The organism is beta proteobacterium MWH-UniP1, from assembly GCA_036362785.1.
Classification (GTDB): Bacteria; Pseudomonadota; Gammaproteobacteria; order Burkholderiales; family Burkholderiaceae_A; genus Lacustribacter.
In genome coordinates this window covers 233,796-259,782 of sequence record CP143625.1, presented here as the reverse complement: position 1 = coordinate 259,782, position 25,987 = coordinate 233,796, and the positions used below count along the sequence as shown (strand labels likewise).

25 protein-coding genes are annotated in these 25,987 nt (G+C 49.6%); 15 read left to right on the top strand and 10 right to left on the bottom strand.

All coding sequences use genetic code 11. The annotated features are described in order from the left end of the window. The first annotated feature begins 11 nt into the window (after positions 1–11). The 3 genes from hemF to AOB54_01355 are packed head-to-tail and all read left to right on the top strand — an operon-like array spanning position 12 to position 2,503. Complete coding sequence (gene hemF / locus AOB54_01365) at positions 12–956, top strand: oxygen-dependent coproporphyrinogen oxidase (GenBank protein ID WVN42057.1); 945 nt, start codon at positions 12–14, stop codon at positions 954–956. Continuing rightward, positions 953–1,642 carry a nicotinate (nicotinamide) nucleotide adenylyltransferase gene (gene nadD, locus AOB54_01360; GenBank protein ID WVN42056.1) on the top strand — a complete coding sequence of 230 codons (690 nt, stop codon included), beginning with the start codon at positions 953–955 and terminating at the stop codon, positions 1,640–1,642. The genes hemF and nadD overlap by 4 nt, the downstream gene beginning before the upstream one ends. A gap of 24 nt (positions 1,643–1,666) precedes the next feature. After that, positions 1,667–2,503, top strand: a complete 837-nt coding sequence (locus tag AOB54_01355) for a Wzz/FepE/Etk N-terminal domain-containing protein (GenBank protein ID WVN42055.1) — start codon at positions 1,667–1,669, stop codon at positions 2,501–2,503. A gap of 6 nt (positions 2,504–2,509) precedes the next feature. Here AOB54_01355 and AOB54_01350 read toward each other — a convergent pair whose 3' ends face one another. Further along, on the bottom strand, positions 2,510–3,583 hold the full coding sequence (locus AOB54_01350; protein ID WVN42054.1) for a glycosyltransferase: 1,074 nt from the start codon (positions 3,581–3,583) through the stop codon (positions 2,510–2,512). A gap of 106 nt (positions 3,584–3,689) precedes the next feature. Between AOB54_01350 and AOB54_01345 the strand changes: the two genes are divergently transcribed. The 5 genes from AOB54_01345 to AOB54_01325 all read left to right on the top strand — a co-directional run bounded on the left by AOB54_01345 (position 3,690) and on the right by AOB54_01325 (position 9,117). Beyond that, positions 3,690–5,495 (top strand): polysaccharide deacetylase family protein, encoded by a 1,806-nt coding sequence (locus AOB54_01345; GenBank protein ID WVN42053.1) that lies wholly within the window; start codon positions 3,690–3,692, stop codon positions 5,493–5,495. Continuing rightward, entirely contained in the window at positions 5,479–6,276 is a 798-nt protein-coding gene (locus AOB54_01340; GenBank protein ID WVN42052.1) for a lipopolysaccharide kinase InaA family protein, read from the top strand. Before AOB54_01345 ends, AOB54_01340 begins: the two co-directional genes overlap by 17 nt. Before the next feature lie 30 nt (positions 6,277–6,306). Beyond that, positions 6,307–7,068 (top strand): glycosyltransferase family 2 protein, encoded by a 762-nt coding sequence (locus AOB54_01335; GenBank protein WVN42051.1) that lies wholly within the window; start codon positions 6,307–6,309, stop codon positions 7,066–7,068. 52 nt (positions 7,069–7,120) lie between these two features. Continuing rightward, positions 7,121–8,056, top strand: a complete 936-nt coding sequence (locus AOB54_01330; protein ID WVN42050.1) for a glycosyltransferase family 9 protein — start codon at positions 7,121–7,123, stop codon at positions 8,054–8,056. A gap of 71 nt (positions 8,057–8,127) precedes the next feature. Then, positions 8,128–9,117 carry a hypothetical protein gene (locus AOB54_01325; protein WVN42049.1) on the top strand — a complete coding sequence of 330 codons (990 nt, stop codon included), beginning with the start codon at positions 8,128–8,130 and terminating at the stop codon, positions 9,115–9,117. Here AOB54_01325 and AOB54_01320 read toward each other — a convergent pair. Continuing rightward, on the bottom strand, positions 9,101–9,913 hold the full coding sequence (locus AOB54_01320) for a glycosyltransferase (GenBank protein ID WVN42048.1): 813 nt from the start codon (positions 9,911–9,913) through the stop codon (positions 9,101–9,103). The two genes, AOB54_01325 and AOB54_01320, sit on opposite strands and share 17 nt — an antisense overlap. Positions 9,914–9,938: 25 nt before the next feature. Here AOB54_01320 and AOB54_01315 point away from each other — a divergent pair, with 25 nt between their 5' ends. Further along, positions 9,939–10,730 carry an FkbM family methyltransferase gene (locus tag AOB54_01315; protein WVN42047.1) on the top strand — a complete coding sequence of 264 codons (792 nt, stop codon included), beginning with the start codon at positions 9,939–9,941 and terminating at the stop codon, positions 10,728–10,730. Between the two features lie 44 nt (positions 10,731–10,774). Here AOB54_01315 and AOB54_01310 read toward each other — a convergent pair whose 3' ends face one another. The 4 genes from AOB54_01310 to msbA are packed head-to-tail and all read right to left on the bottom strand — an operon-like array spanning position 10,775 to position 15,942. Beyond that, positions 10,775–11,854 carry a glycosyltransferase family 9 protein gene (locus AOB54_01310; GenBank protein WVN42046.1) on the bottom strand — a complete coding sequence of 360 codons (1,080 nt, stop codon included), beginning with the start codon at positions 11,852–11,854 and terminating at the stop codon, positions 10,775–10,777. Positions 11,855–11,856: 2 nt separating this feature from the next. Continuing rightward, positions 11,857–13,143 (bottom strand): O-antigen ligase family protein, encoded by a 1,287-nt coding sequence (locus AOB54_01305; protein WVN42045.1) that lies wholly within the window; start codon positions 13,141–13,143, stop codon positions 11,857–11,859. Positions 13,144–13,171: 28 nt separating this feature from the next. Next, a complete protein-coding gene (locus AOB54_01300) occupies positions 13,172–14,218 on the bottom strand; it encodes a glycosyltransferase family 9 protein (GenBank protein WVN42044.1) in 1,047 nt (348 codons plus the stop codon). After that, on the bottom strand, positions 14,215–15,942 hold the full coding sequence (gene msbA, locus AOB54_01295) for a lipid A export permease/ATP-binding protein MsbA (GenBank protein ID WVN42043.1): 1,728 nt from the start codon (positions 15,940–15,942) through the stop codon (positions 14,215–14,217). The genes AOB54_01300 and msbA overlap by 4 nt, the downstream gene beginning before the upstream one ends. 259 nt (positions 15,943–16,201) lie before the next feature. On the opposite strand from msbA, the gene AOB54_01290 reads away from it, so the two are divergent. The 4 genes from AOB54_01290 (at position 16,202) to AOB54_01275 (ending at position 21,294) form a co-directional block, all read left to right on the top strand. Further along, positions 16,202–17,380: a porin gene (locus tag AOB54_01290; GenBank protein ID WVN42042.1), complete on the top strand. Its 1,179-nt coding sequence runs from the start codon at positions 16,202–16,204 to the stop codon at positions 17,378–17,380. A gap of 307 nt (positions 17,381–17,687) precedes the next feature. Next, positions 17,688–19,490 (top strand): hypothetical protein, encoded by a 1,803-nt coding sequence (locus AOB54_01285; GenBank protein WVN42041.1) that lies wholly within the window; start codon positions 17,688–17,690, stop codon positions 19,488–19,490. Further along, entirely contained in the window at positions 19,487–20,806 is a 1,320-nt protein-coding gene (locus tag AOB54_01280; protein ID WVN42040.1) for a hypothetical protein, read from the top strand. Before AOB54_01285 ends, AOB54_01280 begins: the two co-directional genes overlap by 4 nt. A 38-nt stretch (positions 20,807–20,844) precedes the next feature. After that, complete coding sequence (locus AOB54_01275) at positions 20,845–21,294, top strand: hypothetical protein (protein ID WVN42039.1); 450 nt, start codon at positions 20,845–20,847, stop codon at positions 21,292–21,294. 7 nt (positions 21,295–21,301) lie between these two features. Here AOB54_01275 and AOB54_01270 read toward each other — a convergent pair whose 3' ends face one another. The 3 genes from AOB54_01270 to AOB54_01260 all read right to left on the bottom strand — a co-directional run bounded on the left by AOB54_01270 (position 21,302) and on the right by AOB54_01260 (position 23,660). Beyond that, positions 21,302–21,868 (bottom strand): site-specific integrase, encoded by a 567-nt coding sequence (locus AOB54_01270; protein WVN42038.1) that lies wholly within the window; start codon positions 21,866–21,868, stop codon positions 21,302–21,304. A gap of 439 nt (positions 21,869–22,307) precedes the next feature. Then, positions 22,308–22,823 (bottom strand): hypothetical protein, encoded by a 516-nt coding sequence (locus AOB54_01265; GenBank protein WVN42037.1) that lies wholly within the window; start codon positions 22,821–22,823, stop codon positions 22,308–22,310. Positions 22,824–23,102: 279 nt separating this feature from the next. Beyond that, positions 23,103–23,660: a hypothetical protein gene (locus AOB54_01260; protein ID WVN42036.1), complete on the bottom strand. Its 558-nt coding sequence runs from the start codon at positions 23,658–23,660 to the stop codon at positions 23,103–23,105. Between the two features lie 100 nt (positions 23,661–23,760). Here AOB54_01260 and AOB54_01255 point away from each other — a divergent pair, with 100 nt between their 5' ends. Both AOB54_01255 and AOB54_01250 read left to right on the top strand, forming a co-directional pair. Then, positions 23,761–24,198, top strand: coding sequence for a DUF6641 family protein (locus AOB54_01255; GenBank protein WVN42035.1), 438 nt, complete (start codon positions 23,761–23,763; stop codon positions 24,196–24,198). 67 nt (positions 24,199–24,265) lie between these two features. Further along, a complete protein-coding gene (locus AOB54_01250; GenBank protein WVN42034.1) occupies positions 24,266–24,412 on the top strand; it encodes a hypothetical protein in 147 nt (48 codons plus the stop codon). A gap of 112 nt (positions 24,413–24,524) precedes the next feature. Here AOB54_01250 and AOB54_01245 read toward each other — a convergent pair whose 3' ends face one another. Further along, complete coding sequence (locus AOB54_01245; protein ID WVN42033.1) at positions 24,525–25,820, bottom strand: phage integrase SAM-like domain-containing protein; 1,296 nt, start codon at positions 25,818–25,820, stop codon at positions 24,525–24,527. Positions 25,821–25,987 lie beyond the last annotated feature (167 nt).

Genomic DNA, 25,987 nt, shown 5'->3' with positions numbered 1-25,987 from the left:
AGGAGACTTGAATGTCCGGCGTATCTGTCAGTGCCCTGCGGGATTATTTTCTCGGTCTACAAGACCGAATCACCACGAAGATTGCTGACGTCGACGGCAAACCCTTTTTAGAAGATGCCTGGCAAAAGCCGGAAGACTCTCCGCTTAAAGGTAATGGCCGATCCAGAATTCTAGAAAACGGCAATATCTTCGAGCGCGCTGGTGTGGGATTTTCCCATGTGCGCGGCGATAAGCTGCCGCCATCGGCCACGCAAAACCGGCCAGAACTTCAGAGCCGTGGCTTTGAAGCAATCGGTGTGTCGCTCGTCTTTCATCCCCGCAACCCCTATATCCCCACTGTGCACATGAATGTGCGGTCCTTTGTGGCCAAGGGTGTGAAAGCCGGTGAAGAAGATGTCTGGTGGTTTGGCGGTGGCATGGATCTAACCCCTTACTACCCCTTTGATGAAGACGCCGTGCATTTCCATCAGACCTGTGCAGATGCGCTGGCACCATTCGGCTCAGAGTACTACCCACGGTTTAAGAAATGGTGTGATGAATACTTCTATCTAAAACATCGCGAGGAAGCCCGCGGCATTGGCGGCGTATTTTTTGACGATTTTTCTGAACTTGGCTTTGAGAAAAGCTTTGCCATGATGAAAGCCACAGGCGATGCATTTTTGAAGGCCTACACGCCGATTGTCGAGCGCCGCAAAGACACCCCCTATGGCGAACGCGAACGGGACTTTCAAGCGTATCGCCGTGGCCGTTATGTGGAATTTAATCTGGTCTTTGACCGCGGCACCCACTTTGGTCTGCAAAGTGGCGGCAGGTCTGAAAGCATCTTAATGTCGATGCCGCCCATCGTGACTTGGCGTTACAACTGGTCGCCCGAACCAAATAGCCCAGAGGCGAAAATCTATCAGGCGATCAAACCGCGTGATTGGCTGGGCATGGCGCAAAAGGCCGGGGTTTGACTCAGCCTACGTCTAAGCGAATTAGCGAGCCAGCATCCTCGGTGTTAACGCCAGAGACGCGTGGCAAGCAGTCAGATTCCAATCCCGGCCCGCTTGGTCTTTTCGGCGGGCGTTTTGATCCGGTGCACCGCGCCCATTTACGCGTAGCACTCGCAGTTGCCGACCAGCTTGGGTTACACGAGATTCGCTGGATTGTGACCGGCGATCCAGTCCATAAATCAGCCGTGGCGCCTGCCCAGCACCGTTTGGCCATGGTCAATCGCGCGCTTGGCGAACTGGATGACCCCCGCATGCAGGCCGATGACCGAGAGATCATCGCGGCTGCAAAAACCGGCAAGCCCAGCTATACAGCCGACACGGTGGCCGCGATTCAGGCCGAGCAGCCCGGGCGAACACTGATTTGGATCCTGGGCGAAGACCAGCTGCAAGACTTCCAGACCTGGTCCCGCTGGGAGTGGTTGGTGAAGAATGTAGAGTTAGCCGTATGCGCGCGGCCAGAAGCACAAGGCGGCGAGACAGCGCAGCGCATTCAGGCTGCCGGGGGCGTGATTCACTGGATACGGTTTACCCAAGACCCTGTCTCATCGACTTCGATCCGAGATGCAGTCCGCCAGCAGCACTCTATCCAAGACTGGGTACCCAAGTCGGTGATCGGGTATATTCAGAGCCAAAATTTATATCGATAACCATCAAATGGTTTGGGGAAATCAATGAAACCGGATGTGCAAGATTTTGATGATGAGATTTCGCTTTTTGATTTGGTTGAGATACTTCGCAAGCGCTGGCTCTGGATTGCCGGCTTGGCCTTGGCCAGTGCGGCAGTAGCCTTTATCGCGTGCCAATTTGTTCCAAACCAGTATCAAGCCAGTACCCTGATCCAGATTGGTCGGCTGGGCAACATTCCCTTTGGTTCTGGTTCTGGTTCTGGTTCTGATGTCGAGTCGCCCCAAACCCTTGCAGAGCGGGCCAACAGCAGCGGCTTTGCCCAACGCTTAAAAAGCACAGTGGGCAATGGCGCATCACTACAGGCCACTGCTGTAAAAAACACGAAGCTAGTGAAACTTGATGTACGCGCCGCCACCCCCGAGCAGGCCCGGCAAGTCACAGAGGCTGTGATTCGATTGCTCCAAGAAGACCATGCAGTGCTGGCAGAGCCGATTGAGCGGGCGCTATCGAAAGCCATCAATCAGGCCAATAGAGAGCTTGGCTTGGTTACGCAAGCCATTGCTCAGCTAAACAAACAGGGCCAACAAACCGCCAACGGCAAAGCCGACCCCCTGAGCTACATTATTTTCAATCAGGCCCAGCAGCAGCTCAATGATCGCCGCTTAGAACTGGTTGCAAAAGTGAATCAGGCCGAAGCAAATCTACTTGAGCAAAGCAACTTCAAGACTGGCCCAGTCACCCCGATTTATGCGTCTGACAGCCCGGTCTATCCAAAGACAAATCTGGTGACCTTGGTAGCACTACTGGCCGGTGGGTTTGTTGGGGTGTTGGGGGTTTTTGTGGTCAATGCCTACGAGAACCGAAACAAAGTGAATTCCTAACCCGAATCAACCCCAGTGAAATCGGGTTAGTCGCCGATAGACCAGCCAGTAGCCCACGGCTGTTACGGCAAACCCAGCGATCAAATACGGGGTGTTCGTTGGGACAAGATACGCCCAGGCTGCTGGCGGCAGGGCGAACAGCACACACAAAAGACCCGAAACGGAATTTCGGCAGACGGCGTTACAAGACCTGGGCACTAGCCTGCGGACGACGCGGGCACATATCAAACTGTGCAGGTGCAGCCGATCTGGAAGACCCGGGTGATGGGACCTGTGCCGGCGACGGGTCATTGAAAAAATCGTCTCAATGACTGGGTAAGCAAGAATCAATAGACTCGCCCACGGGGAGATCGACGGATTTCTTACGGGCAACATCACGGCAATCCAGGCGACAACAAACCCCAGGAAATACGCGCCGCCATCCCCCAGAAATATTTTTCCGAATGGCCAATTCCAGACAAAAAAACCAACGGTAAGCGCTGCCATCAGCCCGCAAAGCAGCGCCAAAGTGGTGTCACCTACGCCAACAGAGATAAAAGCAAAGGCGGCTAGCATCACCAGCACCACTCCGGACGCTAGGCCATTTGCTCCGTCAATGATGTTGGTCGCGTTGACCACCCCCGCAACTGCAAAAGCCGTAAAAGCGATCGAAAAAAGACGCCAGTCCAGCAGGGAACGCTCCCAGCCCCCCAGGCCAAGCGACTGGATGGAGTAATTCGACAAAACGACCGCATAAAGCCCCGCCGACATGGTGACCAACAGGCGTGTCAGCACCGACACCCGCTTGCTTAGATCTTCGGCAAGGCCAATTGCAAAAGCAGCAAAGCCTGCGACGATCAGAACTTTTAAGAGGGATTGAACCTGCAGATCCAGCGCAGAGAAATAGTAGGCCAGCACCGCACCACCATAGACCGCCACACCACCAATTCGTGGGACGGGTTGCTCATGAACTTTTTGACACCCGTTGACCGGATCATGAGTCCATTTCGCGTGAATGCGCTGCGTCACAACGATGAACCCACTCAAGAGGAAGGAATATCCAATCAGCGGCAAAAACCGGGTTACTGCGTCAACAATCACACGAAAGATCTCAAAGAAGGGCCGATACTCATTTGGGACAAGTATATTACTTATCCTGAATACTGTCAGGCTCCGAAAGAATTCATCGGGGTAAGATTTGGAGTTTATGAATATCCTAATGGCCCTATCCCAGCTGGAAGTTACTGGCGCCGAGGTTTATGCCACGACCATTGGCAACGAGCTCTCTCGGCGGGGCCATGCCATTTTCTATGTCTCTGACACACTAACCAAACCGGTCACCGGCCGCTTTATTCCGCTCACTTTTAACAAGCGCAGCCTACCAAGGCGGCTGTGGCATGTCGCGAAACTCATTTACCTAATTAAGAAGCATCAGATTCAATTGGTGCATGCCCATTCTAGGGCTTCAGGCTGGAGCTGCTATGTGGCCTGCAAAATCACGAACACGCCCATGGTCACCACCGTGCACGGGCGCCAGCCCGTTCATGCATCTCGCAAGGCCTTTCATGCGCTGGGCTATCGAGCGATCGCAGTTTGTGAGGACATCCGAGATCAAATTATTTCTGCCTTAGGTGTGGCTCCAAATAAAGTTTCGGTACTGCCCAATGCCGTTGACCCCGCACTATTTGTCCAGCACGCTCGACCCCACCAATCCGCATTAGCAGCGCCGGAGCAAACGTCTGAAAATCGGAAGTTCTTGGTATCCATTATCGGCAGGCTTAGCGGCCCAAAAGGCGATCTCTGCTTTCGTTTATTAGACGAAATCCTCTCTAAGACCGAGCTAAAAAATCGTGCCGAGGTTCAGATCATCACCGGTAGCGCTATTCCGGAAAGATTTGAAAAATTTAAGTCTTGGGTCAGCTTCCCCGGCTATACAGACAATGTTGCGAAAATTATGGCCAATAGCGACTTGGTCATTGGCGCCGGCCGCGTTGCAGTAGAGAGCTTGATGGTGGGAACCCCTGTATTTGCCATCGGGGAAGCAAAATCGATAGGGCTGGTTACAAAAGACAATCTTGAGCTTGCAATGGCCAGCAACTTTGGTGATGTTGGGCCCCAGGAGTTAGACATTGACTTCAGGCAAGTGGGCAATCAGATTGCTGCTTTTATAAACAATCCGATCGCGCCAGATCTGCGTCACTTGGCCGTCAAGTACTACGGATTGGCCCAGGTTGTTGGTCAATTGGAATTCATCTACCAAGACGCAGTCGTTGAGACTCTACAGCGTGAGATGCCAATTTTGATGTACCACCGGTTTATCGGAGACCCAGCAGAAAAGGGTGTACACGGAACGTGGATCACTGTCGAGATGTTTGAAAAGCATTTGCAACTGATCAAGCGCCTTGGATTTGAAACCTTGACGTTTAAAGACCTTGCCCAAAAGGGGTTCATACACCGTCTGACACCAGGAAAGAAGTTCTTAATGATCACAGCAGACGACGGCTATCGGGACAATCTCACCCGCATGTTGCCCTTACTTGAAAAGTACGACATGAAGGCCACGGTCTATGTAGTCAGCAATGAAACTCATAATCGTTGGGACACAGAGCACCCCACCAACCCAGACACCAAGGTCCCGCTGCTGACAGCCGATGAAATTCGTGCCCTAGATGCCTCAGGCCGGGTTGAGATTGGTGGCCACACCCTGTCCCACGCCAAGCTTGATGAACTTCCAGAAGCTGAGCAGTGCAAAGAGATTGTCGAAAACAAACGAGTACTAGAAGAAATCCTGGGCCACCCCATACTGTCATTTGCGTATCCCTTTGGAAACTTAAACGACAGCGCCAAACGCCAGGTAATGGCGGCTGGCTACCAGTTCGCAGTAGCAACGGATAGCGGCCCAAGGGCCATGCACCAAGACGCATTCCAGATCCGCAGGATTAATGTCTTTCCAAGAACAACGGTATTTGGCTTATGGCGCAAGATTCGGGGCAACTATGTCTGGCGCCGATAATACCGTCTGGCAGATTGCCCCAGGTCAGGAAAGATTTGTCGATTTCTTGTTGGCGCTGAACACTACATTTGCGCAGCAAGGCAGCACAATCTACCACGCCCGAAACGAACTAAAAGAATTTACTGTTGACGGTGACGTTTTAATTGTCAAATCTTTTGGTGTTCCAGACGCGTTGCGTCGATTAATCTACGGGCGCTTTCGGCAGTCCAAAGCACAAAAATCATTCAACAACGCGGTAAGGCTGCAATCACTTGATCTTCCCACGCCAAGCCCTGTAGGGTTTATTGAGCATCACCGATCGGGAGGGCTGTATGAAAGCTTTTATGTCAGCCATGCCTGGCCAAATGCACAGACCATTCGGGACCCACTCACTAACCCAAACCACCCTAATCGGCGGGAGATTCTTAAAGCCTTTGGCAGATTTGCCTGGAAGCTTCATCAGCACCAGGTTTATCACCGAGATTTCTCGCCAGGAAATATTCTGTTTTCAAAATCAAGCGGTACGGCCAGCGGGAAGCAAAATGGCGCAGGTCAGTGGCAATTTTGCCTGGTAGATGTGAACCGAATGGAATTTAGGCCGCTATCTTTGGACGCCCGGATGGAAAACTTTAAAATGCTGTGGGCAGACGATGACGATTTAAACATCATTATTTCTGCCTACGCGACAGCAAGTGGCGAAGCTGCTACGACACTAATCGAAAAAGCGATATCCTCTTCCAATGCCCATAAACAGCGGGCTAACCGCAAAGAGCGGATCAAGACCCTGCTGCATCTCCACTAAGCCCTACTGAACCGGATAGTCAGTGACACAATGGCCAATTTAATCTCCGCAGTCATGATCGTGAAAAATGGGGCAGCGACTATTGAGCAAAGCCTGTCAAGCCTTGCTAGCTTCGATGATGTCGTGGTGTTTGATAATGGCTCGACCGATCAAACCGCCGAAATCGCACGGCGATTCCCCAATGTCCGATTGATAGAGGGCGAATTCGAAGGCTTTGGGCCAACCAAAAACAAAGCCGCAAGTCTCGCCAAGCACGATTGGGTGCTCATCATCGACTCAGACGAGGCGATCGAGCCGGAACTAGCCACCGCTGTGCACCAGTCGACATTAGACCCTTCAACCATCTATGTCGTAAATTTCAAAGCTTTTTATAAAAACTATCAGGTCAAACATTGCGGCTGGAACAACCAGAAAATTCGGAGGCTGTACCACCGTGGTAACACCCGGTTTACAGACAACCATGTCCATGAAAATCTGATCGACGTCGGGCTAAAGCTCGCAGAGCTTCAAGGTGGCAGCATGTTGCACTATAGCTACCACAGCATCTCTGACTTCATCGTCAAAGTGGACCGTTACTCCACCCTATTTGCGCAGAGTCACCGTGGCATAAAGTCTTCGAGCCCCGCCAAAGCGATTCTTAACGGTTTTTATTCGTTTTTTAGAACCTATGTGTTAAAACGCGGATTTTTAGACGGCCACGTGGGTTTGATCATTGCCTTTTCGCATATGGCGACAAACTTCTACAAGTACATGAAACTTTATGAAGCCAACCGGGAACTGGCCGATGATTAACAAACTGTGCTGGCCAAAATAATTCTATTGCCCTCAGACAGCGAGATAACCAATGACCCCGACAGTTCAACGGCTACTGATCACTCGCCACGATAAAATCGGGGATTTCGTGCTGGCACTTCCCCTGTGCAAAGCAATTAAAGAAGCATTCCCGGATATTTATCTTGCGGTGCTTGTTTCCAAAGTAAACTTTGAGTTTGCTAAAGAACTTGACTTTATTGATGATGTAATTCTGTTGGATGCCGATTTTGACAAGACGCTTCGGCAGATTAAGCAGCAAAAGTTTGATGCAAGCATTAGCTGCTTTATTGATAGTCGGTTGGGTTGGTTACTTTGGCGGGCCGGCATTCCGAAGCGCGTTGCCCCCGCCACAAAGTTTGCGCAGCTGTTTTTCAACGCTACCGTTACACAGCGGCGCAGCCATGTCGAAAAAACAGAGTGGCGCTACAACATCGATCTTGGCGCTGGGCTATTCCCAAACCAGAAGTTCGAATTTGCCCCACCGCTTATCCAGTTTGAAAATCTTAGCCCCAAAAACCGAGTGGTGTTACACCCCGGGTTTGGGGGGAGCAGTGACGGTAATATCCGGCTAGAAGACTATCTTCGGCTTGGCAGGCGGGCAGCCGAAATCCCTGGAATGGAAGTCATGTTCACCTTTGGGCCCGATGACCAGGCAAGCCATGACTGGATTCAAAGCCACTTGGACTTCCCCGCAACGCTATTGCAAAGCAAGCTTAGCCTGATGGAATTTTGCCAAATTCTTGCCGAGAGTCGGCTTTTTATCAGTACCTCAACCGGCCCGATGCATCTTGCAGGCGCAGTCAACACCCCAACCCTTTCTTTTTTTGGCGCTAGTGTCTTTGCCAGCAGCCGCAGATGGGCCACGATTAGTGAGCCGCAAAGACAGCGCAACTTTATGCTGAGTGCCGATTACTCTGCAGATACTTACAACACAATCGAAGCTGCCATGCTGGAGCTGCTATCGTGATGCCCCCGTTTGAGTGGGATGAGTTCTCTGATCAGCCCAAGATCATTCGTGACAACGCTTTTAAGCGGCGCATGCGACTGCGATACCTGCCGGATTTCCTAAAAATGCTGGCAACATCTGCAGCGGTATTTCCCGCGGGGCTTGTTCATATGGCATTGAGCAAGCCAAAAGAACCGGCTGTTGCGATGCGGGACCTCGTTGGTATGGGGGTCAATCTTGATAAAGGCGGTTCCCAGGCTGATTTAATTGACGAGCTTGGCGTGAAGCATGTGCTGATCCGGGTTCCGCTCTGGGATATTGGCAACATAACTGCCTACCTTGAATTTGCCTCTGAATTCAAGCAGCGCAACAAGACCGTGCTGATTAATATTTTGCAAGACCGCGAGCATATTGAAAATCCGGACTTGCTTCAAAAAAATATTCGCCATATTTTCGCTGCATTTTCTGGCATTTCAGATGAATTTCAAGTGGGTAACGCGATTAATCGCATGAAATGGGGTTTCTTTTCAGTTCAGGAGTACCTTGCCTTTTTCAAGACTGTGCAGGCGATTCGCGATACCGAATTCTCTACCTATCGATTGATCGGTCCGGCCGTCATCGACTTCGAATACCACTTCACAATTCGTGCGCTATTTAATCAGTCCGGGGTGGTATTCGACCGCCTATCAGCGCTGCTGTATGTTGATCGCATGGGTTCACCCACCAACAAGCAATATGGTTTTTTTGATACAGACCGGAAGATGCGCTTGCTGAGCAGCTTGAGCGTACTGTCCAAGAAGGTTAAAACCAAGGGAGCCTACATTACCGAGGTTAACTGGCCACTAAAAGGCACTGCGCCCTATGCGCCCACCAGTGAAACCGAGTGTGTCTCACAAGAGCAATACCAGCGCTATATGTTGAATTACCTTCGGATTGCCCAACAATCCGGTGTGGTGGCTCGTGTCTACTGGCACCAATTGGTCGCACCCGGATATGGGCTAGTGGATCACCGTGGTGGCAACATTAAAACGTTAGATGCGTTCTACAGATTAAAAGAAATGCTGGCTAATCCCGCCGGATAACATCCACTTTCTGCTGTTCTTTCGTCCACTTACCCTGCAGTTTATCAATGTACTGAAAGTACTCGTTTGTGAAGTTACCTTGGTTGCAGGTGTAAAGATAGTAACGCGTTGGTACATCTCGATCTTTGAAGACCTTGTTAAACACCCCCGGGCCCGTCAAGTCATAGACATTCGTTGAGGTGCTGTGATTAATGTTGTGACAGACCTGATTGATCACATCCAACAGATTGGGGTTTCCGGGCGCACTCGCAATAAAGTAGTTGCTAATCTCGCCCGTTTTGATTTTCAAATAAAGCTCTTTGTCCGCATCTTTTAAAATCCAAGATAGCGGCCAAACCAAGTGGGCATCAATATCCATATAGACACCACCGTACTTGTAGAGCACTAGAAGACGCCAAAAATCAGCCTGAGCGGCACCAATTTGAATTTTGGTGTACGTGTCGTAAATGGTTTGATCAAAGTTAGATTTGATGAACCGATCACGATCCTCCGTTACCATGAACCGATAAGCGAAAGATGGCGCCATACAACGATTAAAAAGATAATTCAGATAAACAGGCAAGGTCACCCGGCCCGTGAAATTTGTCTGCCAAATAATTTTACTTACCCCAGAATTTGAGGTTTTGGATAAAAATGGTAAAGAAGTGCTTGGAAGGTACAACCGTAGCCTAGGCGCAAAAAAATGTATGACGTAAGAAAAAAGTTTAGATAGATTTCCGATAACCTTGATCACCGAACGCAGAAAAAATACGATTGTCGGGTATCTAACTCCGTAATTGTTAGGTTTGGTAGCCAAGCCCCCTCCTAAAAGTGGATCACAAATGTCATTTCTACACGATCTAAAAGTACTAATACGAAGCAAATCCCTCGATTTTGTCCGTGCGAAAAACTATTCGCCGAAACGGCGTGGGGATGAACTCTATACATTTCAGTGGAATGGGCACAGCGTTCATTATCGCCCCGGGACAAGTGATCGTGGGCTGATATATGAAATTTTAATCCGGAAAAGCCAAGACGCTGAATATTATGTTGCCGAACAGGTTTCGCCCACAACGATCTTTGATATTGGCGCGAATATTGGAATCACAGCGATTTGGCTCGCTCAAAAATATCCAAAGGCAAAGATCTATTGCTTCGAACCGATGCCAGAAAACTTTGATTTGTTAAGGAGAAACACATCTGATTTCAAAAATATCGAGACTTTCAACTTTGGATTAAGCAACTCATCTGGTCAATTTGAAATATTCCCAAACAGTGACGTAAAAAATCTAGGGGGATTTTCTCTGCACCAATTAAGAGATGACCAAGACAATCTTGGCACACAAACCAGCCCGTCCACCAAGATCGAAATCCGCGATGCAAGCGAATTTATAGAAGCAATGAAAATCTCATCGGTAGATTTAATAAAAATCGATACGGAAGGTTCGGAATTCTCAATCCTTTCATCTATCCCTGAAACAATGCTTAAAAACTGTCAGTGGATTATGGGGGAAGTACACGGGGTAAAAAACTTCGAAACCATGGCTTTACTCGACCCTTATTTCCGCCTCTCGTTTAACAAAAAACAAACAAGTGAGCTTTTTACATTTTTTGGAATTAACCGATCTTGTTAGTGGCCTTTACCCCATCGAACCTGAGGATTGCTATCAGCGATGGCTCAACGCCGCTTAATCTTCTGAAGCAGCATATCCAATTTCGGTAGTACATCTTGCTCGGAAATTGATTGATCGCCATAGACAAGGCCGCGCGTTCCGTAAGGTATTGCATCAGGATGCGGCTTAAAACACGTCTCAAAAATACCAGACTGGGGAATAACCTCTTCAGGTGGCGTGTGTGTAAAAACACCCAAAAATGGTGAGCCCACTGCAACGCTGAGATGCAAAATTCCTGAGTCAGAGACCACAACAAAAGCTGACTGTCTTAGCAGATAAACCACTGCAGGAATACTTAACCTCTGAAGCCTGCTATAGCTTAGCCCAGCTTTGTCGAGCGCCAGTGCTATCTCGCATTGAATATCTCTCGAACCCGGGTTAAACAGGAGCAATGGATGAGCCCCATCACTCTGAGAGATCGACCGGGCAATGCTGACACACAGACCAACAGGAATCATTTTTTTTATATCCCCGGACCCCGCAGAGATAACAAAGACTCTTTTGTGCTTCTCGATTAAACAATCGATATAAGTTCTCTCGGCGACAGTCATCGCTTTGCTCTTTAAATCCACTACAGGCCGTGGATCTAAAGAAATTTGTTCGGTGTCAAAATACCTAAGTATCTGAAGGCTGTTATTAGAAAGGTGGTGGACATTAGTGAACTTGAGCGCATCTCTCTTTTCTTTTACCCCCCGAACTTGCACGGCACCGTCTGCAACGATAATTTCTGTCCTAGCGCGAGCAAATTTTGCCATCAGCCTCGACCAGGAGTTTCCGTAAAGGTCAATAAAAAGGTCAAACTTGTGTGTCACAAGGTATGCCAAAGTGTCAAGTTTACTTTTAAGGTAACGATATCTCTGGATTCTGGATCGATAAACAATTTTAAAAGAGTCAATATCTGGGCTATTTTGCAGACCTTCGTACCCTATGGGATCTACAAAACACTGGATATGAGCATGAGGATAAAGTTTTCGAATCTCTCGTACGGTTGGCGTCCGCGTCAAGACGTCTCCCAAGATTCCGAGCAATACCACACCTATCCTCTTCACTGGCGGACCGTCTCGGTTAGTCAGGCCAGCTTTCATGGCTAAGCTTGTTTTTTATTCAAAAAAGTTTCCCTGCGCTGTCGGTCAGCGAGAAACACACACAAAAGCAATAACCCACAAGCAATAAAGTTCCCCTTGAGTACTAGAGCTGACTCTGTAAAGCTCATAAGAATCAGGGCAGCCAAAAACAGTAGCCCAAAAGTTAGGCGCGAAGTTCCTGCACCGTCGGTCTCAGCCCGCCTTAAGAGGAACGCTGACATAAAAATAATTCCCAAAAAAATAATTAAGCCCACAATACCTTTCGAGACCAAAACCTGGGCGAAAACATTGTGGGGATGTGCGTGAAACGCTACGCTTTCAGCAACCAGCCCCTTGCTGATATATCCTGAAATCACTTCGTGATAGTTGTACCCACCAGCCCCCCAAACTGGATAATCACGCAGAAAAAACTGCAGCGATCTCAACATTTCAAGCCGAGTCCCGACGGAAGTTACTGCGTGCGGGTTTATCTCACCAGGGTGATTTATCTGAAAAGTAATGTAGTTCTTTGCCTCTTGAAACGCTGTGCCAAGCCTTGGCGCAGTAGAGACTTCTGTAACTTCGTGCGCCCCAACAATCGCCACACCAAGAAACACAAAGGCAAGCAGATATCGATAATCTCGGCTTGTGAAGAGGTAATAGCCAAGAAGGATCAGGGATGTCCCAAGGATCGAGCTTCTACTTGTCAACACCGCCACGATTAGCGTTGCAATAAACAGGGCTGCAACCAATGCTCTACGGAATCGAACCGGCACCTCAGCATGAGCCCAAGCAATCGCGACAATTAGAAACAGGGCGGTGATCGGCCCAGTAAAAAGCGGCCCATAAACACCAAGATCACGTCCATAGCCCAAAAGATAAGCCTGAACAGGCGCTATCACGGCGGTAAGAAAGACTGCGATTGCTGCCCCACAGCCCAAGGCGGCCAGCGGGTTGGGTCGCTGTCGCACCAGAAGGTAAACAGGGACGAATAACAAAAACCGCAGTTCACGCTCCCACAATCGAATACTACGATCGCTCCAGCCATTTACAAAAGATGAGATCAGATAGACAACAAAAAAAATGGCCATCAGCACCAGCAACCAAACCTCATGTTTCGAGAGGTTTGAACTGCGAATCAGGGACCTCAAATTAAATATGGCTAGCAAGGCAAACAGTAAAAAAATTGCGCTGACCCAATGGCGAACCGAAACGGCGCAGATCGGAAACAAAAAAAGCAATAGTCCAGCAAGGCGCTCCGTAGTTAATGGAAAAAATTTATACCGTGCCAGATGAATCAAGTTTTGCATTGGTCACCCCATCAGAGCAGTATGATAGCTAGCGGGCAAAGCCCATAGAACGAGAAACAGAATTCAAAAGTGTCTTCGCTCGGCTGGCTACATCTTCGACTGAAGGCGCAGTTCCATCAGCCACGAATACCGAATCGTGTAATCCTCCCCAACGGGGCCAATAACGATGTGGCACAGTTGAAAAAAATATGCCCAAAGTGGGCGTATTTATTGCAATCGCTAAGTTTCTTACACCAGTATCGTTGGCGACGACCAATTTGGAATCCATTAAAAGATGGATGGTGGCATCCAAATTCATGGCCTGCTGCAAAGTTACGTTGGTGTGCTTTGTAGCCAAATCACCAAAAATGGTAGGGTCCTCGTTGTCACTGATACCGCCAAGAATAACGTGCGTGTATTGCTTAAATTCGGTTGCCATGAGATCAATCAGGGCAGCAAATCGCTCCCTCGGCCAACACTTGCTCTGAACAGATGCGAACGGAAAATAAAGAATTTGTTCAGATCGTGTCTCACCGTGCTGTTCTCGGGTTGGAACCGACCAGTTGAAACGCAATGGAACGGCCGGATTTGCGCCCAAAAGCTTGAGTGTGTCCAGCATTACCTCTGCCTCAAAAGTGAAATCTGACCGAAAGACTGCTGCATCAAAAAGAAGGTTTCTTAGATACCAGCGATACGGAAATCCGATTTTTAGCTTCGCGGAGGTGACCAGGGTTAAATAACGCGACCGCGTGGTGTCGGCCAAATCAAAAAGAATGTCAACTGTCCCCAGCGCTCGAGCATTGGCTAAGCGCTGCCACGCCGACACATTTTTCTTGTCATTCCCGTGCAACACATGGACAGAGTCAACCAGGTCATCGGGTGCACCGTAGGTGTAATTGGAAACGACACTCAGGACTATTTCCGCATTAGGAAAAAATCTTCTTGCTTCAATTAAAAATGGGCGGACTAACACCATGTCGCCCAGAGCAGCGTGGCGTATCACCGCGATACGGCGGACTTGCTCAGGTGCCAGTTCGGCAGCAGCTTTTTTTGCGTACTTGGAAGCCCAGGCACCGCGCTCAAACCAGAGTTTCATGCTGTGGGGGCCTTGGCATAAAGTGATTGATACACGCCAGGCCGAGCGATTAACTGACTGTGATTTCCTTGTTGCACAATTTTTCCGTTGCTCAATACAACAATTTGGTCGGCATTGACAATAGTGGAAAGTCGATGTGCCACGACCAGTGTTGTTCTGCCACTCCTTAGGCGGTCGATAGCGCTCTGAACGCTTGCCTCGGATTGGGTGTCAAGTGCGGAAGTTGCTTCGTCTAAGATTAATATTGGTGCATCTTTTAGGAATGCGCGGGCGATTGCTATGCGTTGGCGCTGCCCGCCAGAGATGCGCACTCCACGATCACCAACAATAGTATTTAGGCCGTCGGGCAGTGAGTCTATGAACTCTTTAAGTGCCGCGGCTTTTACTGCATCCCAAATTTTTTGTTCGTCAACACTGCTCAATCCATAGGCAATGTTTCTTGCAATGCTGTCATTGAAAAGTACAACATCTTGAGAGACGAGTGCGATCTGTCGCCTTAACGACGTTAACGTGAAGTCCCGGATTGAGACGCGATCGATGAGGATGTCTCCACTATCAAAATCATAGAGGCGCGGCAATAAATTCACCAAGGATGTTTTGCCACCACCAGACGGACCAACAAAAGCATAGGTTTTTCCGGCCTCTATTTTCAAGTTGATATCGCTTAAGGCATCTGTCTCGCGGGTTGGATACCGCAGGGTGATATTGCGATATTCCACTGCGCCTTCCACACGGCCTATATCAAGATGCCCGGTTTCTTTTTCCCCATTTTCGTCGATCATTTTGAAGACACCCTCAGCCGCGGCAAGGCCTTTCTGTAGCAGGGCGTTGATCTCAGAAAGGTGCTTCAAGGGGCTAAACATCAAAAGCATTGCCGTAATGAAAGAAACAAAGTCACCAATCGTGGCCTCACCGGATCGGGTTTGAATCAGAGCGATGGTGATCACGACAGTAACGCCAATTGCTGATATAAATTGGCTAATCGGTGTTTGCAGCGCTGCTGCTACGGCGTAGCGCATTGCCTGACCCCGAAATGCAGCATTTGCGTTTGCGAAACGTTTTTTTTCATAAGGTTCGCCCCCGAAAACCTTGATCACGCGGTTTCCAGATATGGCTTCCTCAACGGTTACCGTCATGTCGCCGACCGAAGCGAGATAGTTACGGCTGACAGTCCGCATCCTTTTTGAGAATTTTCGAGTGACCACTGCCAAAAAAGGCATTAGGCAGACGACCACTAACGTTAACTTCCAATTAATCCAGAAAAGCCAGCCGAGCAAACCGACCAAAACTAGGCTGTCTCGAATCAGCACAGTCACGACATTGGTCGCGGCGAAGAGCACCTGCTGTGCCTCGGAGATCATTTTCGAAATCAGCTGGCCAGATGAACTGGCGTCGAAAGTGCGAGACGGCAAGAGAATTAGTTTTTCAAACATTGCCTGGCGCAGGTCGCGCAGCACGTTATTTGATACCCACTCCATGCTGTAAGAAGCCAGAAATGTGGCCACTCCGCGCCCGATAAAGATGAATAAGACTGCGACCGGAACCCACCAGACCTCGAAGGATTCTGCTCCCTGAAAGCCCTTGTCCATTAATTGCTTCATCAAGGCCGGGAAAGCCGTCTCGGTAGCTGCTGTGATGGTCATGCCGATTACGGCCACAAGGAAGCCCGTCCAATACCGAAAGGAGTAGGAAAGCAGGCGTTTGAAAAGGGCTAAAGAGGTCAACTGATTCTTGCGTTGGTTTCTTGTAAGCGAGTACTTACATATAAATTGGGCTTCAGTCCTAATTTTAGCCTTGCAAGCCCCCTGAGACCAATGTGTCATTTAAGCAACGATTTACTCAAAAAACTGTCTTTTTCGAGTCGTAAGAATTGAGTAATCCTGGCGACTCATTAACAATCCTCTCCAGCGGTCAGGAAGTCCTGACTGTTGCGGTCGGCCAATGGTCGGCCGATCGTAAAACAACCTCTTAGGAGAACTATTAATGAAGAAGCATCTTATTGCTGCCGCCGTGGCTGCTGCTGTTGCAGTGCCCGCGATGGCTCAGAATGTTACTTTCTACGGCTTGTTGGACGCTGGCTACGGCACGATTGAGCGTGAAACTGCAGGCGTGAAGGTCGCAAAGAAGTCTGCTGTTGGCTTTAGTTCCAACTCTTCAAGCCGTTGGGGTATCAGCGGCACGGAGGATCTCGGCGGTGGTCTCAAGGCGTCTTTTACGGTTGAGACCGGCATCAGCACCAACATGCGTAGTGGCTTGGAGAAAAACCCCCAGAACGCCAACGGTACCAACAACGGAAACGGCACCACACTCGACAACGCAGTGGTTGGTGATCGCGGGATCTTCGCAACCCTGTCCTTCCCCACAGGAACCGATGTTCGTGTTGGTTTTGGCTCGACCCCGATCCGTGATTTCACGATTGCCTATGACGCCATGGCCGGTTCGAACATGGTTGGTAATGTCCTAAACAACGACAGCCAATTCTCCAGCAACCGCCGCACTGGTATCCAAGTGTCCCAGACTCTGGTCAAGGGACTAAAGGGCACGGTTGGAATCTCTAAAAACGACGATGCCAATTTGGGAAGTAGTAACGACAAATCCGCAAAAGCTCAGTCTGGCTACATTGCTGCGCTGCAGTACGCAGATGGCCCCCTGTCAATTGGCGCTGCCTACCAGGATGTCAAGCAGAAGAACGAGGCGCTAAGCATAGGCAATTATTTGACAGCCGGCTCATCGTTAGTGGCATCTGAGGCTGTCGCCGCTTTCGATGGAAAAGTCAAGACAACCGTGATCGGTGGCTCTTACAATTTTGGCGTGGCGCAGGCGTTCCTCCAATACGGCAAGAAAGAACTGGACAATGACCTCGAGGCAATTGCCAAGGGTGAAGGCGAAGCAGACGCAATGAGCGTCGGTCTCCGTTTACCTCTCGGTGCAATCACTTTGATGGGCCAGTACTCTGACGGCAAGAACAAGCTTGCGGCTGCCGCGGGAACCACCGAAAGCCGCAATGTCAGCGGCTACTCGCTTGGTGCGAGCTATGCATTTAGCAAGCGCACATCTGCTTACCTGATCACCGGTGAGACCAAGCTCGATAAGGGTACCCATGCTGATGCTAAGGAAGACAAGTACAGCCAAACTGCACTCGGCATTGTCCACACCTTCTAATCTCCCCCACAGCGATCACGCTGTCTAAGAGTTAGAAACCACAAAAACCCCCCGCTCACAAGGCGGGGGTTTTTTATTGACCAATGTTTTTAGTTAAAGCCGCCCGTTCTTGGTTCAACCGTGCCTGCCTCGCAGCTAGCCGCTGCCTCCGAGCCGCCACGCGAGCCTGATCCAGCTGTGTCTTCAACGCCGACACACGCTGCTCCGCGGGCGTCTTGGGTTTCTGGGGTTTGGTGGCAGTGCGAACCACCTATCCCATATAGCTGCGTTATGCTTGCCAAAAACCCTAAATTAAGGATTTTGGGCCATGGCACAGACACTCAATCTGGACACACGGCTGGCGGAACTACAACTTGATGTCGCCAACTTTGCAGTCTTAGAAAAACTCACCCGCGAGCATGAACGCCGCATCATGGCCCACGCTTACTTATGGTGGCGAGAAGCTGCCTCGGTGCCTGGCTATCTGGAAGCCTGCTATCAGCATAACCACATCACTTTCAACAAAACTCGCGGCGTAAATTTCCGCCCACTGCTGCGGCTGGTGCACGACAACCGAATACAAGACACTGACTTGGATTTATGGGCAAAAGCTTTGCGTCGTATCCATGACGAGTTTGAAAAATATCCCGATCATTACGCGACGGAGCCAGTTGAAGCCATCTGTCATTTCGTAAAGCTTAATGGTGGCAAAGCAGGATTGGCGGGCTATCACGGCACGCAGACTGATGATGAGGAACTGATCGAAGATGCACCGCTGCTGTTATTTGATCTAAACGAAGCGGAACTGATCCCCGTGCTACGCGATGAAGCTCGCAAGTTTTACGCCCAAAGCCAACATCGCCCCAGCATCAATATGCCCGCACTACACACTTCGGATGCAGGCTACAGCGTGGTGGTCATGCACAAACACAGCGGCAAAGTCACATTGGTGGGCACCAGCAACGACAACACACTGATCGATGAAGCGTTAATAAAAACCTATCGCGATGACTTTACCGCACAGCCGATCACTGTCCGCAGTGTGTTAGAGCCTTTGCATGTTCTCAATGTGCCACGCTCAATCGCACATGCCTACGACAAGCTCGCAGAGAAAAGCCGCATAAAAGATCCGTGGGCTGCAAAACCCAAAGCTATGCTGGCACATCGCCGTTTGATATACAGGGCTGACACCGCAGACTTTCTGCTCAGTCTCACAGGCGTTGATAGCAGCGTGGTGCTGACTTCTCGCCCCAAAAAAGCCGTGATGGATAAACGCAAGGGTGACATGTTCTTGATGGAGAGTGCACGGCAATCGATCGAGCGGCGATTGTTGCATCAATCCGCTTTTAATTTATTCCGTGCATCTTCCGATCAAAAGTTCCATCGTGTGCCAGCCGGATTTATCGCGGCCCAGTATGTAAAGTTAGACACCAAACTGATATTGGATGGCAAAGACGGTGTCACCGCTAATCAAATACTTGCCGTGACTAAAAATCTCAGTCACCCGCCGTTGAGCTTTATCCCGTTTTACGAATCGATGGGCACGCCAGTGTGGCAAGTCACCAATCGCAGTGATGCATTTTCAGCACAGTGGGCGGCACAGATTAGCCTGGATTGGCTGCGTGAGACGACTACCGAGTTCGTGGATAAATGGGTGAAGAATCGTGGCGATAAAGCCAATCGTGATCTCAACCGCACCATGAGCTTGGGCTTAGATAAAAATGCATTGATCATTGGCTTTGATCTTGACACGGGCGTGGGCTACAGCCAAACACGCACTCTTGCCTTGCCTGTCAAGCAATTTAATCAGTTTATGTGTGTAACGGTACGCTCAGCCGATCTCATGTTCACACTGCGGCAGATAGCAGACCTCAACATCATGGGTGATATTGATTTAGCGATAGACAGTGGTGCATTACGGCTGCAGTTTGAAACGGATGCCAACAGCTTTGAGTGCTGGATCCCCACTGCAGATGATGCTGGTACGAGACACACGCAATGCTTTGAACCCTATAACCCTGTGCAAACAGAAGGTTTGGAAACCAGCAAAGATCCCGACGATTTGGTGCCTGACCCCACCGAAGCTGAAAATCAGCAGCTACTGGAAAACATGAAGCGGCTGCGCAAATGACAGCAGATCAATTTGCACTGAGTGTGCCCCATGATACGGCAGTGTATCTGCCCGCATTAAACGAGAACTACATCCGCGTAGCAGACTTGCCAACACCCGCAGACCGTGCACTGCCCGCAGGCTTAACGCTTGCCGATCTCGCATTTTGGAGTGGCAATAGCAAACTATGGACGCATAAGTGCTTGCTGCATTCCGTGGGCGGTTATCGTGTGGGTGTTGATACACGGGGCAGCATCTTTAATAAAACAGCTGGCGAGTTTGTATTGGTGGGTGACAGCGGAGGTTTCCAGATTGGCACAGGCACGCTGCAAGGCGTAAAGGGACTTACGGCAAATATGGACGGTGCCGCCGCCGTTCGTGCGTGGGCTGAAAATTACGACGCAAAGATTTGGATTATCGATTGGCTTGAGCGTTATTGTGACTACGCCATGACGATTGACATGCCGCTATGGGCAATGACCGCATCTGGAAAGGCCTCACCTTTTCATCGCTGTAATGAACAACAGCTAATCGATATGACGGTAGAGAATCTGCGTATTATCGACGCAGAGCGTCGCGGCAGAACAAAATGGCTTAATGTCATCCAAGGCACCAATGCACAAAATATCCAGCGTTGGTGGGACAGTGTGAAGTGGTTCCGCGGTGGTGGTTGGGCTTTGGCAGGTGCTGCAGGTTGGCGTGGCGGTGTGAAAAATGTATTAGCCACCGTGCTGATGATGCGTGATGAGGCTGCATTTGAAAAAGGGATGGATTGGTTGCATGTGCTTGGAATGTCGCAGCCCACTTGGGACATCGTGCTGACAGCCATACAGCGTGAATTGAGAAAAACAAATTCGCTGTTGCAAGTCAGCTGTGACAGTGCCACACCGACGCGTCAAGCAGGAAATAAGGATGCATATATTTTGCCTATCAATCTTGGGCCTTCAGCCCAGGATTGGTCTTATCGATTCCAGACGATGACTTTGCACCAGTATCATACAGACGCAAACAATCCTATACCTGCAAACCTGCAATCGCCAATCGGGCAAAAACTCATGATGCATCATCTCGCTGTTGACCCTGACCCATTTGCGGGGAGGCGATTAGATACGATTAGCTCACAGCTACTGGTAAATCATAATACCTGGGTGATACTGGACGCGGCACGACGAGCAAACGCTCTGGCCTTTGGTGGGCATCGTGATCAGTTGCCGAGGCAATACGCACAGCTTTTGGATTTGATTGAGCAGCTATTTGCCGCAAAAGACTGGCGTGCACTGCTTGATGAACACAGCAGTTTGCTGGATGCCGTGGCAGCGTCTCGTTACGAGGGCTAAAACCTTAAATTAGGGTTTTAAGTAAAAGGAGATACAGGATGGACAAAGCCCAGGCAGCCGCAATGATCGATAAAGCGATTACACAACGCATGGAATATATGAAAACCATGGCGATGGGGATAATTGCACAAGCGGAGAGCAATAGCCCAGAGGACTTATCGACATTTATAGATGCTATATTCATAGCAGCAGATGAGACAATCGAAATTATGAGACAAAGCCTTTTTCTCGCGCCGAATGCGCAATATGAGGCGATGTTAAATGCCCAGAATGCTTTTACTCTGGCTGTGATTATCGAGGCATTAGAGAGTGTCGGGCCAGACAAACAGATCGCAGCTGAGGCTAAACTAAAAGCTTGTACATCTCTAAATCCTCGATTAAAAAAATCACTTCAGGAAGACATGAGCATATATCGAGATCATGGCGGACTATTTGACCAGATAAAACATGCAGATAAAATCGAACGGCTTAGACGATTATTGGCTTGATAGTGAGTCAAACCAGCTCCACCGCCTGCCGCTTCATGTCATCGTTCACATCGATATATGCCTGCGTGACGGCAATCGATCGGTGCCCTGCCAAACTTGCCAACACCCGCACCCCAATGCCTTTGCTGGCTAAGTTGGTGATGAAAGTGCGCCTGCCGCTGTGGCTGCTGGCACCACTAATGCCAGCTTTTTTGTAGGTCCAATAGAACCACTGCGTTAGCGTGTTGGCTGAAAACCCTGCCGCCTTTTCGGTGTAAAAAAGTGGCTGCTGGAGATTTTTCACCCGAACAGTGCGCAGATAAGCTGCAAGCTCTGCCCTAAGTTTGTCATTTAAAAATACCACCCTGCCATAGTGCCCCTTCGTTTGCTGCGCCAAAAGCCGTACTTCGCTCTTGATCGTGCCGTCCGTGTTCGCGACATCACCCACTCTTAGTGCCGCGATCTCCCCTACCCGCATCCCACTCCAAAAACTCGTAACCACCATCGCCCTATTTCGTGCTTTGTAGCGGGTGCGTGCGCAGTGGCGCAGTACTTGATCAAGTTCAGCTTGGGTAAGTGTTTTGGCTTGTGCCATGGTGCTGTGCTCCTTTGTGTGCAAATAATTGACACTTGCAAGTGTGTTTTCATTTCTCGCAAATTCCTACCTAAAAATGGCCGCTGCAGATCCTTCCAAAAATCAAGCACTTAGCTGGAATCGAAAAGGGTTTATGTATTTCCTTATGTGTTCGCTGCACTGCATGGCATTTACGCCACACAGCAAATCAGCCCTACAAGCGCACGACAGCACAGCCCAGCACCCAGAGCATTCGGAGCCAGCCAAAAAGCTGCTGTAGGGCTTTTTTGAGGGGGTTTTGCTGCTGGGCTAGTGCTGCCCACACCCGCTTTGCGTAGCTCGCGCACATAACCCGCCAACTTGCTGGGTTTTTGGGTGCTGCTGCATTTTTCAGCTGTGGAGTACTTGGATTTTCTGGGTGGTGATTTTTGACCACCACCCTCGCGCCTACACAGTGCACTTATGCTGCTAGTGGCAGTCGCGTGTCTGCGTCGTAGTTGCTGGCAAAGTAGTTAGGGCTGCGCTGCCCATTGCTCGGATCCTTGCAGCTGCGCATACAAAGCCGCTCGCCAAACGCGATGCCATGTTGTTCGTCCGTTACGACGACCGTGATCTTGCACTTCTGCAAATCCAGTAATGCAAATCCCGGGACTTTGGGTTTCAACATATTGCTGTCAAACCGCTTTATCCAACTGCACAAGATATTGGTGCGATTAGCCCCAGACTCAATATCGATGTCTTGGGCTTTCAGGTAGTCAATCGCTGTGGCCAGCATCTCCATATCCTGATCGCTTTTGGCGGTGTGCTGCCACTGCTCGTATTGGACCAAATCGATTAAATACTTTAGACCCAGCACTGGCAAATCCACTGTGCCATTAAAAAGTGTGTTGTGATAAAGACCCTTCCCAAATGTTTTGCCGAACTTTGGGTTGTCGTATAAGCGCACAGCCATGCTGTGCTTTTGATTGCTTTTCATTTTGTGTTTCTCCTTGTTGTTAGTCGCCAGTCGCAAGTGTTGCTTTTGCAGTCGCAGGCCAGGAGAAAAAGTCACTTGTTTCGGTTGCTTGTAACGAACGCCACTTTAGGTAGCTCGTTGCCATTTGTCGCAGCAAGTAACTAGTAACGAGTGACTTGTTTCTAACCCGGCGACTTGCCACTCATTAGCAACTCCATAGCAACTCGCATGTTTATTTATGATCTTGCGGCTTAAGGAGAAATATTCTTGGAATTTCAGGCGTTTGCCTAAAGCCACCAATTACGAGTTTGAAAATTTCATTGCATAAAAGACCAAAAGTTTGTCTAAGCTTTCATGTGCCAACATTAATTGATCGACTGTCGGGGGCGTTTGCGCCTGCGCTGGTTTTGTCACAACCTGCCAAAATATCTTTTCTAGATCGCAGTGTTCGTCGATCACAAAAATCCTTTTAAATTTTGCATTAATAAGCCACGCATCAAACACTGTCGCCAACCCACCCGCTTGCAGTGCGTTAGCAAGAGAGCCTAACGCCTCAAATTTCAAAAAATAAGTGCCCCCAGAATCGGATGCGGAGAGATCAACAAGCTTTAAAAGAAGCGCGTCATCAAATTGCACCAGACTAACTCCGCCTTGAATCGCCGGCATATAGACTAGCTCGTCTTCTTCAGTAAGCATATGGCTATGGGCAATCATGACGAGCTTGAGAAGCTTGTCTTGGAGTTTTTGTAGCAGGTCTTTTTCTTGGCCGCTCATGGCGGGAGATGCTGACATATTTTTTGGATATTGTGTAGCGTAAAAAACTTGACGAGATAAGAGCTGCAGAAAAATCGCTTTCAATTCTTATCGTGGGTAAGGCAAGAGCCGCGAAACTATTTGCCCAGATCTGGCTACTGATCGCAAATTAAAGCTTCCAACCATTACTTAAAGGAGCAAACACATGTCAGCATTAGCCAGTCTCAAATTAACTGCGGCAAAAAAGCCCATTAACCAACCTGCCATCGTGGCCCAACGCAACAAGCTGTCAAAGCGGCTATGGGAGCAAATTGAACTTGCAAGGGCACAACAAACGGGCAGCACTTTTGTCAGCAAGAAACTTAAAAGCATTCGCGATGCCGATGGCGTGCGTACCACCGTGGAAGTCGCCAAGCGCATAAAGCCGTGGTGGTTCGTGGCGGAAAACGGCAAGGTCTGTGTCAATGTGCGTTATGGCAGCAAACTGATTGAGCTGGCGAAAAATAAGTCCGCAATCGAGGTGGGCAGCGCAGCCGAGCTAATTGATGCATTGACGGTTGTTAAGACGGCTGTGGAAGCTGGCGAGCTCGATAGCCAAATTGAGCTGGCAAGTGGGGCCCTGCGTTCAGGCTTTCGCAAGTAGTCAATGCAATGGGGGTGGGTGGCAGCTTAAATACAAGACGATGAGATTTTTTGAATTCAAGCCTGCTATGCCCCCAGCCAAGCCGCTTAACCCCCAGGAAGCCCGCCTGCGTACCCTGCAAGCACAAGTGGAGCAAGCAAGGCGGCAGCTGGCAGCAGAACGGGAACGCCAACGCCGTGCCAAAGCCGCCCAGAAACTTTCCATCGCCGCCTAAAACCTTAAATTAGGGTTTTTTGAGCGTGAGTTTGGGGGGTTGAGGAGCTGGCATAGCGAGACGGGGTTGGCGTATGGGGAATACGGTAAAAATACCCCCTTCTCCCTGTGCATTACCGCCTGCTGTGCAGCATGGCAACATTCATCTCGGCACTGAGCTCGCTTGCATAGAACTTATCCACCATCTCTAAGCTGGTGCGGGCATTGCGTGCCAGGGTCAGCAAGTCAATGCCCTTGCCATACAGCAGCCTAAAAGTGATGGCAGAGTGGCGAAGGCTATACAGCGTTCTGCGTCCCCCCGGCCCACTAAAACGCAAGCCCGTTGCATCCAGGAGTCTTCCAAAATACCGCTCAAGCAGCCACATCGCCGCGGCACGATCTTGCACTTGGGGTAAAAACAAATAGTCTTCTTCGCCTGCCAATCCCTGCCGCTCAAAGTGCTGCTTTAACTGCTCATAAATGTGCAGGGCTGCTGGCAGTGTAATAACTTGGCTTTTATGGCGTTTGGTTTCAGGCAGCACCAATCGCAAGTAGCAGTGCTCACCCCGTATCACCTGCACATGCTTGTGCTGGATGACTTTGACATCGACTGGACGCACAAAGCTATTGACCATAAAACCAATTAGCCACGCAAACTCCCACGGCAACCCTTCCGTATCCGTATAAATCCCCCCGCGTGTACTGCGATGGGTAAGCGTAATGGGTTTGGGATTGATTTGCCGAAGCTGTTTGGCTGTACGCAGTAATTGTCGATACTCCGCTACAGCAAACGAGCCGCGGGCCGAGCTATGTATTTTGAGCTGTGGAAACTTTGGCAATCGTTCTACCCAGCCGTGATCGTGTGCACATGTCAAGACCCTACGCAGTGCAGACATGTATTGCTTGATCGTCATGGGTCTATAGTCATGCTGGCTTAGATGTGCCAAGAATTTTGCCACTTGCGTGTAGTCAATATCTTCAACCGCAACATTGCGGAAAAATGGCAACACCTGCTTGCGTATTCGGCAAGTCAGCATCACATACGACTGCTTGGTGATCTCGTCTCGTTTTAGCCGTGCAGCCTCACTATCAAATAACAGTGCTGCCACTTCTTCCACGCTGTGCGTTAAGCGTTTACTGATATCGCTTGCCAACAAGCCACGCTTTACCAACTCAGTGTCATAAAAGAGTTTGGCTTTTGCAATCGCCTCACGCTTACTTGTAGTTCGCAGACTGCGAATAATGGCTTTAGGCGGAAAGAAGCAACGCACTTGCCAAAATCGTGATGCATTGGTTTGAAAGATTTTCAACTTCGTGGGATAGCCAGGAATCTGCGTCATCGTATCTAACCGTGGCAGCGTTCGGCAGCGTATCGCGTAAAAGTTTTCGTCGTTTGCAGCACACAGCATCTGCACAGCGTAATGTCGCACACCGCTATATAAAAGCGAGATAACAAAAACTGAAATTGTATCAATGCCAATCTCATTGCGTCAGTGCACCGTAAACGCAGCGTCAAACATCGAAAATATTTTCAACAAATCTTCACGATTTTTTCTCGCACACTACGCGGTGTGCAACACGCTGAAACCCAATGCTG

Coding starts and splice junctions, on each gene's coding strand:
- AOB54_01265 (WVN42037.1), bottom strand. CDS start 22,823: ATGAAAAGCAATCAAAAGCACAGCATGGCTGTGCGCTTATACGACAAC.
- AOB54_01345 (WVN42053.1), top strand. CDS start 3,690: ATGAATATCCTAATGGCCCTATCCCAGCTGGAAGTTACTGGCGCCGAG.
- AOB54_01355 (WVN42055.1), top strand. CDS start 1,667: ATGAAACCGGATGTGCAAGATTTTGATGATGAGATTTCGCTTTTTGAT.
- AOB54_01250 (WVN42034.1), top strand. CDS start 24,266: ATGCCCCCAGCCAAGCCGCTTAACCCCCAGGAAGCCCGCCTGCGTACC.
- AOB54_01340 (WVN42052.1), top strand. CDS start 5,479: ATGTCTGGCGCCGATAATACCGTCTGGCAGATTGCCCCAGGTCAGGAA.
- AOB54_01335 (WVN42051.1), top strand. CDS start 6,307: ATGGCCAATTTAATCTCCGCAGTCATGATCGTGAAAAATGGGGCAGCG.
- AOB54_01290 (WVN42042.1), top strand. CDS start 16,202: ATGAAGAAGCATCTTATTGCTGCCGCCGTGGCTGCTGCTGTTGCAGTG.
- AOB54_01300 (WVN42044.1), bottom strand. CDS start 14,218: ATGAAACTCTGGTTTGAGCGCGGTGCCTGGGCTTCCAAGTACGCAAAA.
- AOB54_01325 (WVN42049.1), top strand. CDS start 8,128: ATGCGACTGCGATACCTGCCGGATTTCCTAAAAATGCTGGCAACATCT.
- AOB54_01280 (WVN42040.1), top strand. CDS start 19,487: ATGACAGCAGATCAATTTGCACTGAGTGTGCCCCATGATACGGCAGTG.
- AOB54_01330 (WVN42050.1), top strand. CDS start 7,121: ATGACCCCGACAGTTCAACGGCTACTGATCACTCGCCACGATAAAATC.
- hemF (WVN42057.1), top strand. CDS start 12: ATGTCCGGCGTATCTGTCAGTGCCCTGCGGGATTATTTTCTCGGTCTA.
- AOB54_01305 (WVN42045.1), bottom strand. CDS start 13,143: ATGCAAAACTTGATTCATCTGGCACGGTATAAATTTTTTCCATTAACT.
- AOB54_01255 (WVN42035.1), top strand. CDS start 23,761: ATGTCAGCATTAGCCAGTCTCAAATTAACTGCGGCAAAAAAGCCCATT.
- AOB54_01285 (WVN42041.1), top strand. CDS start 17,688: ATGGCACAGACACTCAATCTGGACACACGGCTGGCGGAACTACAACTT.
- AOB54_01270 (WVN42038.1), bottom strand. CDS start 21,868: ATGGCACAAGCCAAAACACTTACCCAAGCTGAACTTGATCAAGTACTG.
- AOB54_01315 (WVN42047.1), top strand. CDS start 9,939: ATGTCATTTCTACACGATCTAAAAGTACTAATACGAAGCAAATCCCTC.
- AOB54_01275 (WVN42039.1), top strand. CDS start 20,845: ATGGACAAAGCCCAGGCAGCCGCAATGATCGATAAAGCGATTACACAA.
- AOB54_01310 (WVN42046.1), bottom strand. CDS start 11,854: ATGAAAGCTGGCCTGACTAACCGAGACGGTCCGCCAGTGAAGAGGATA.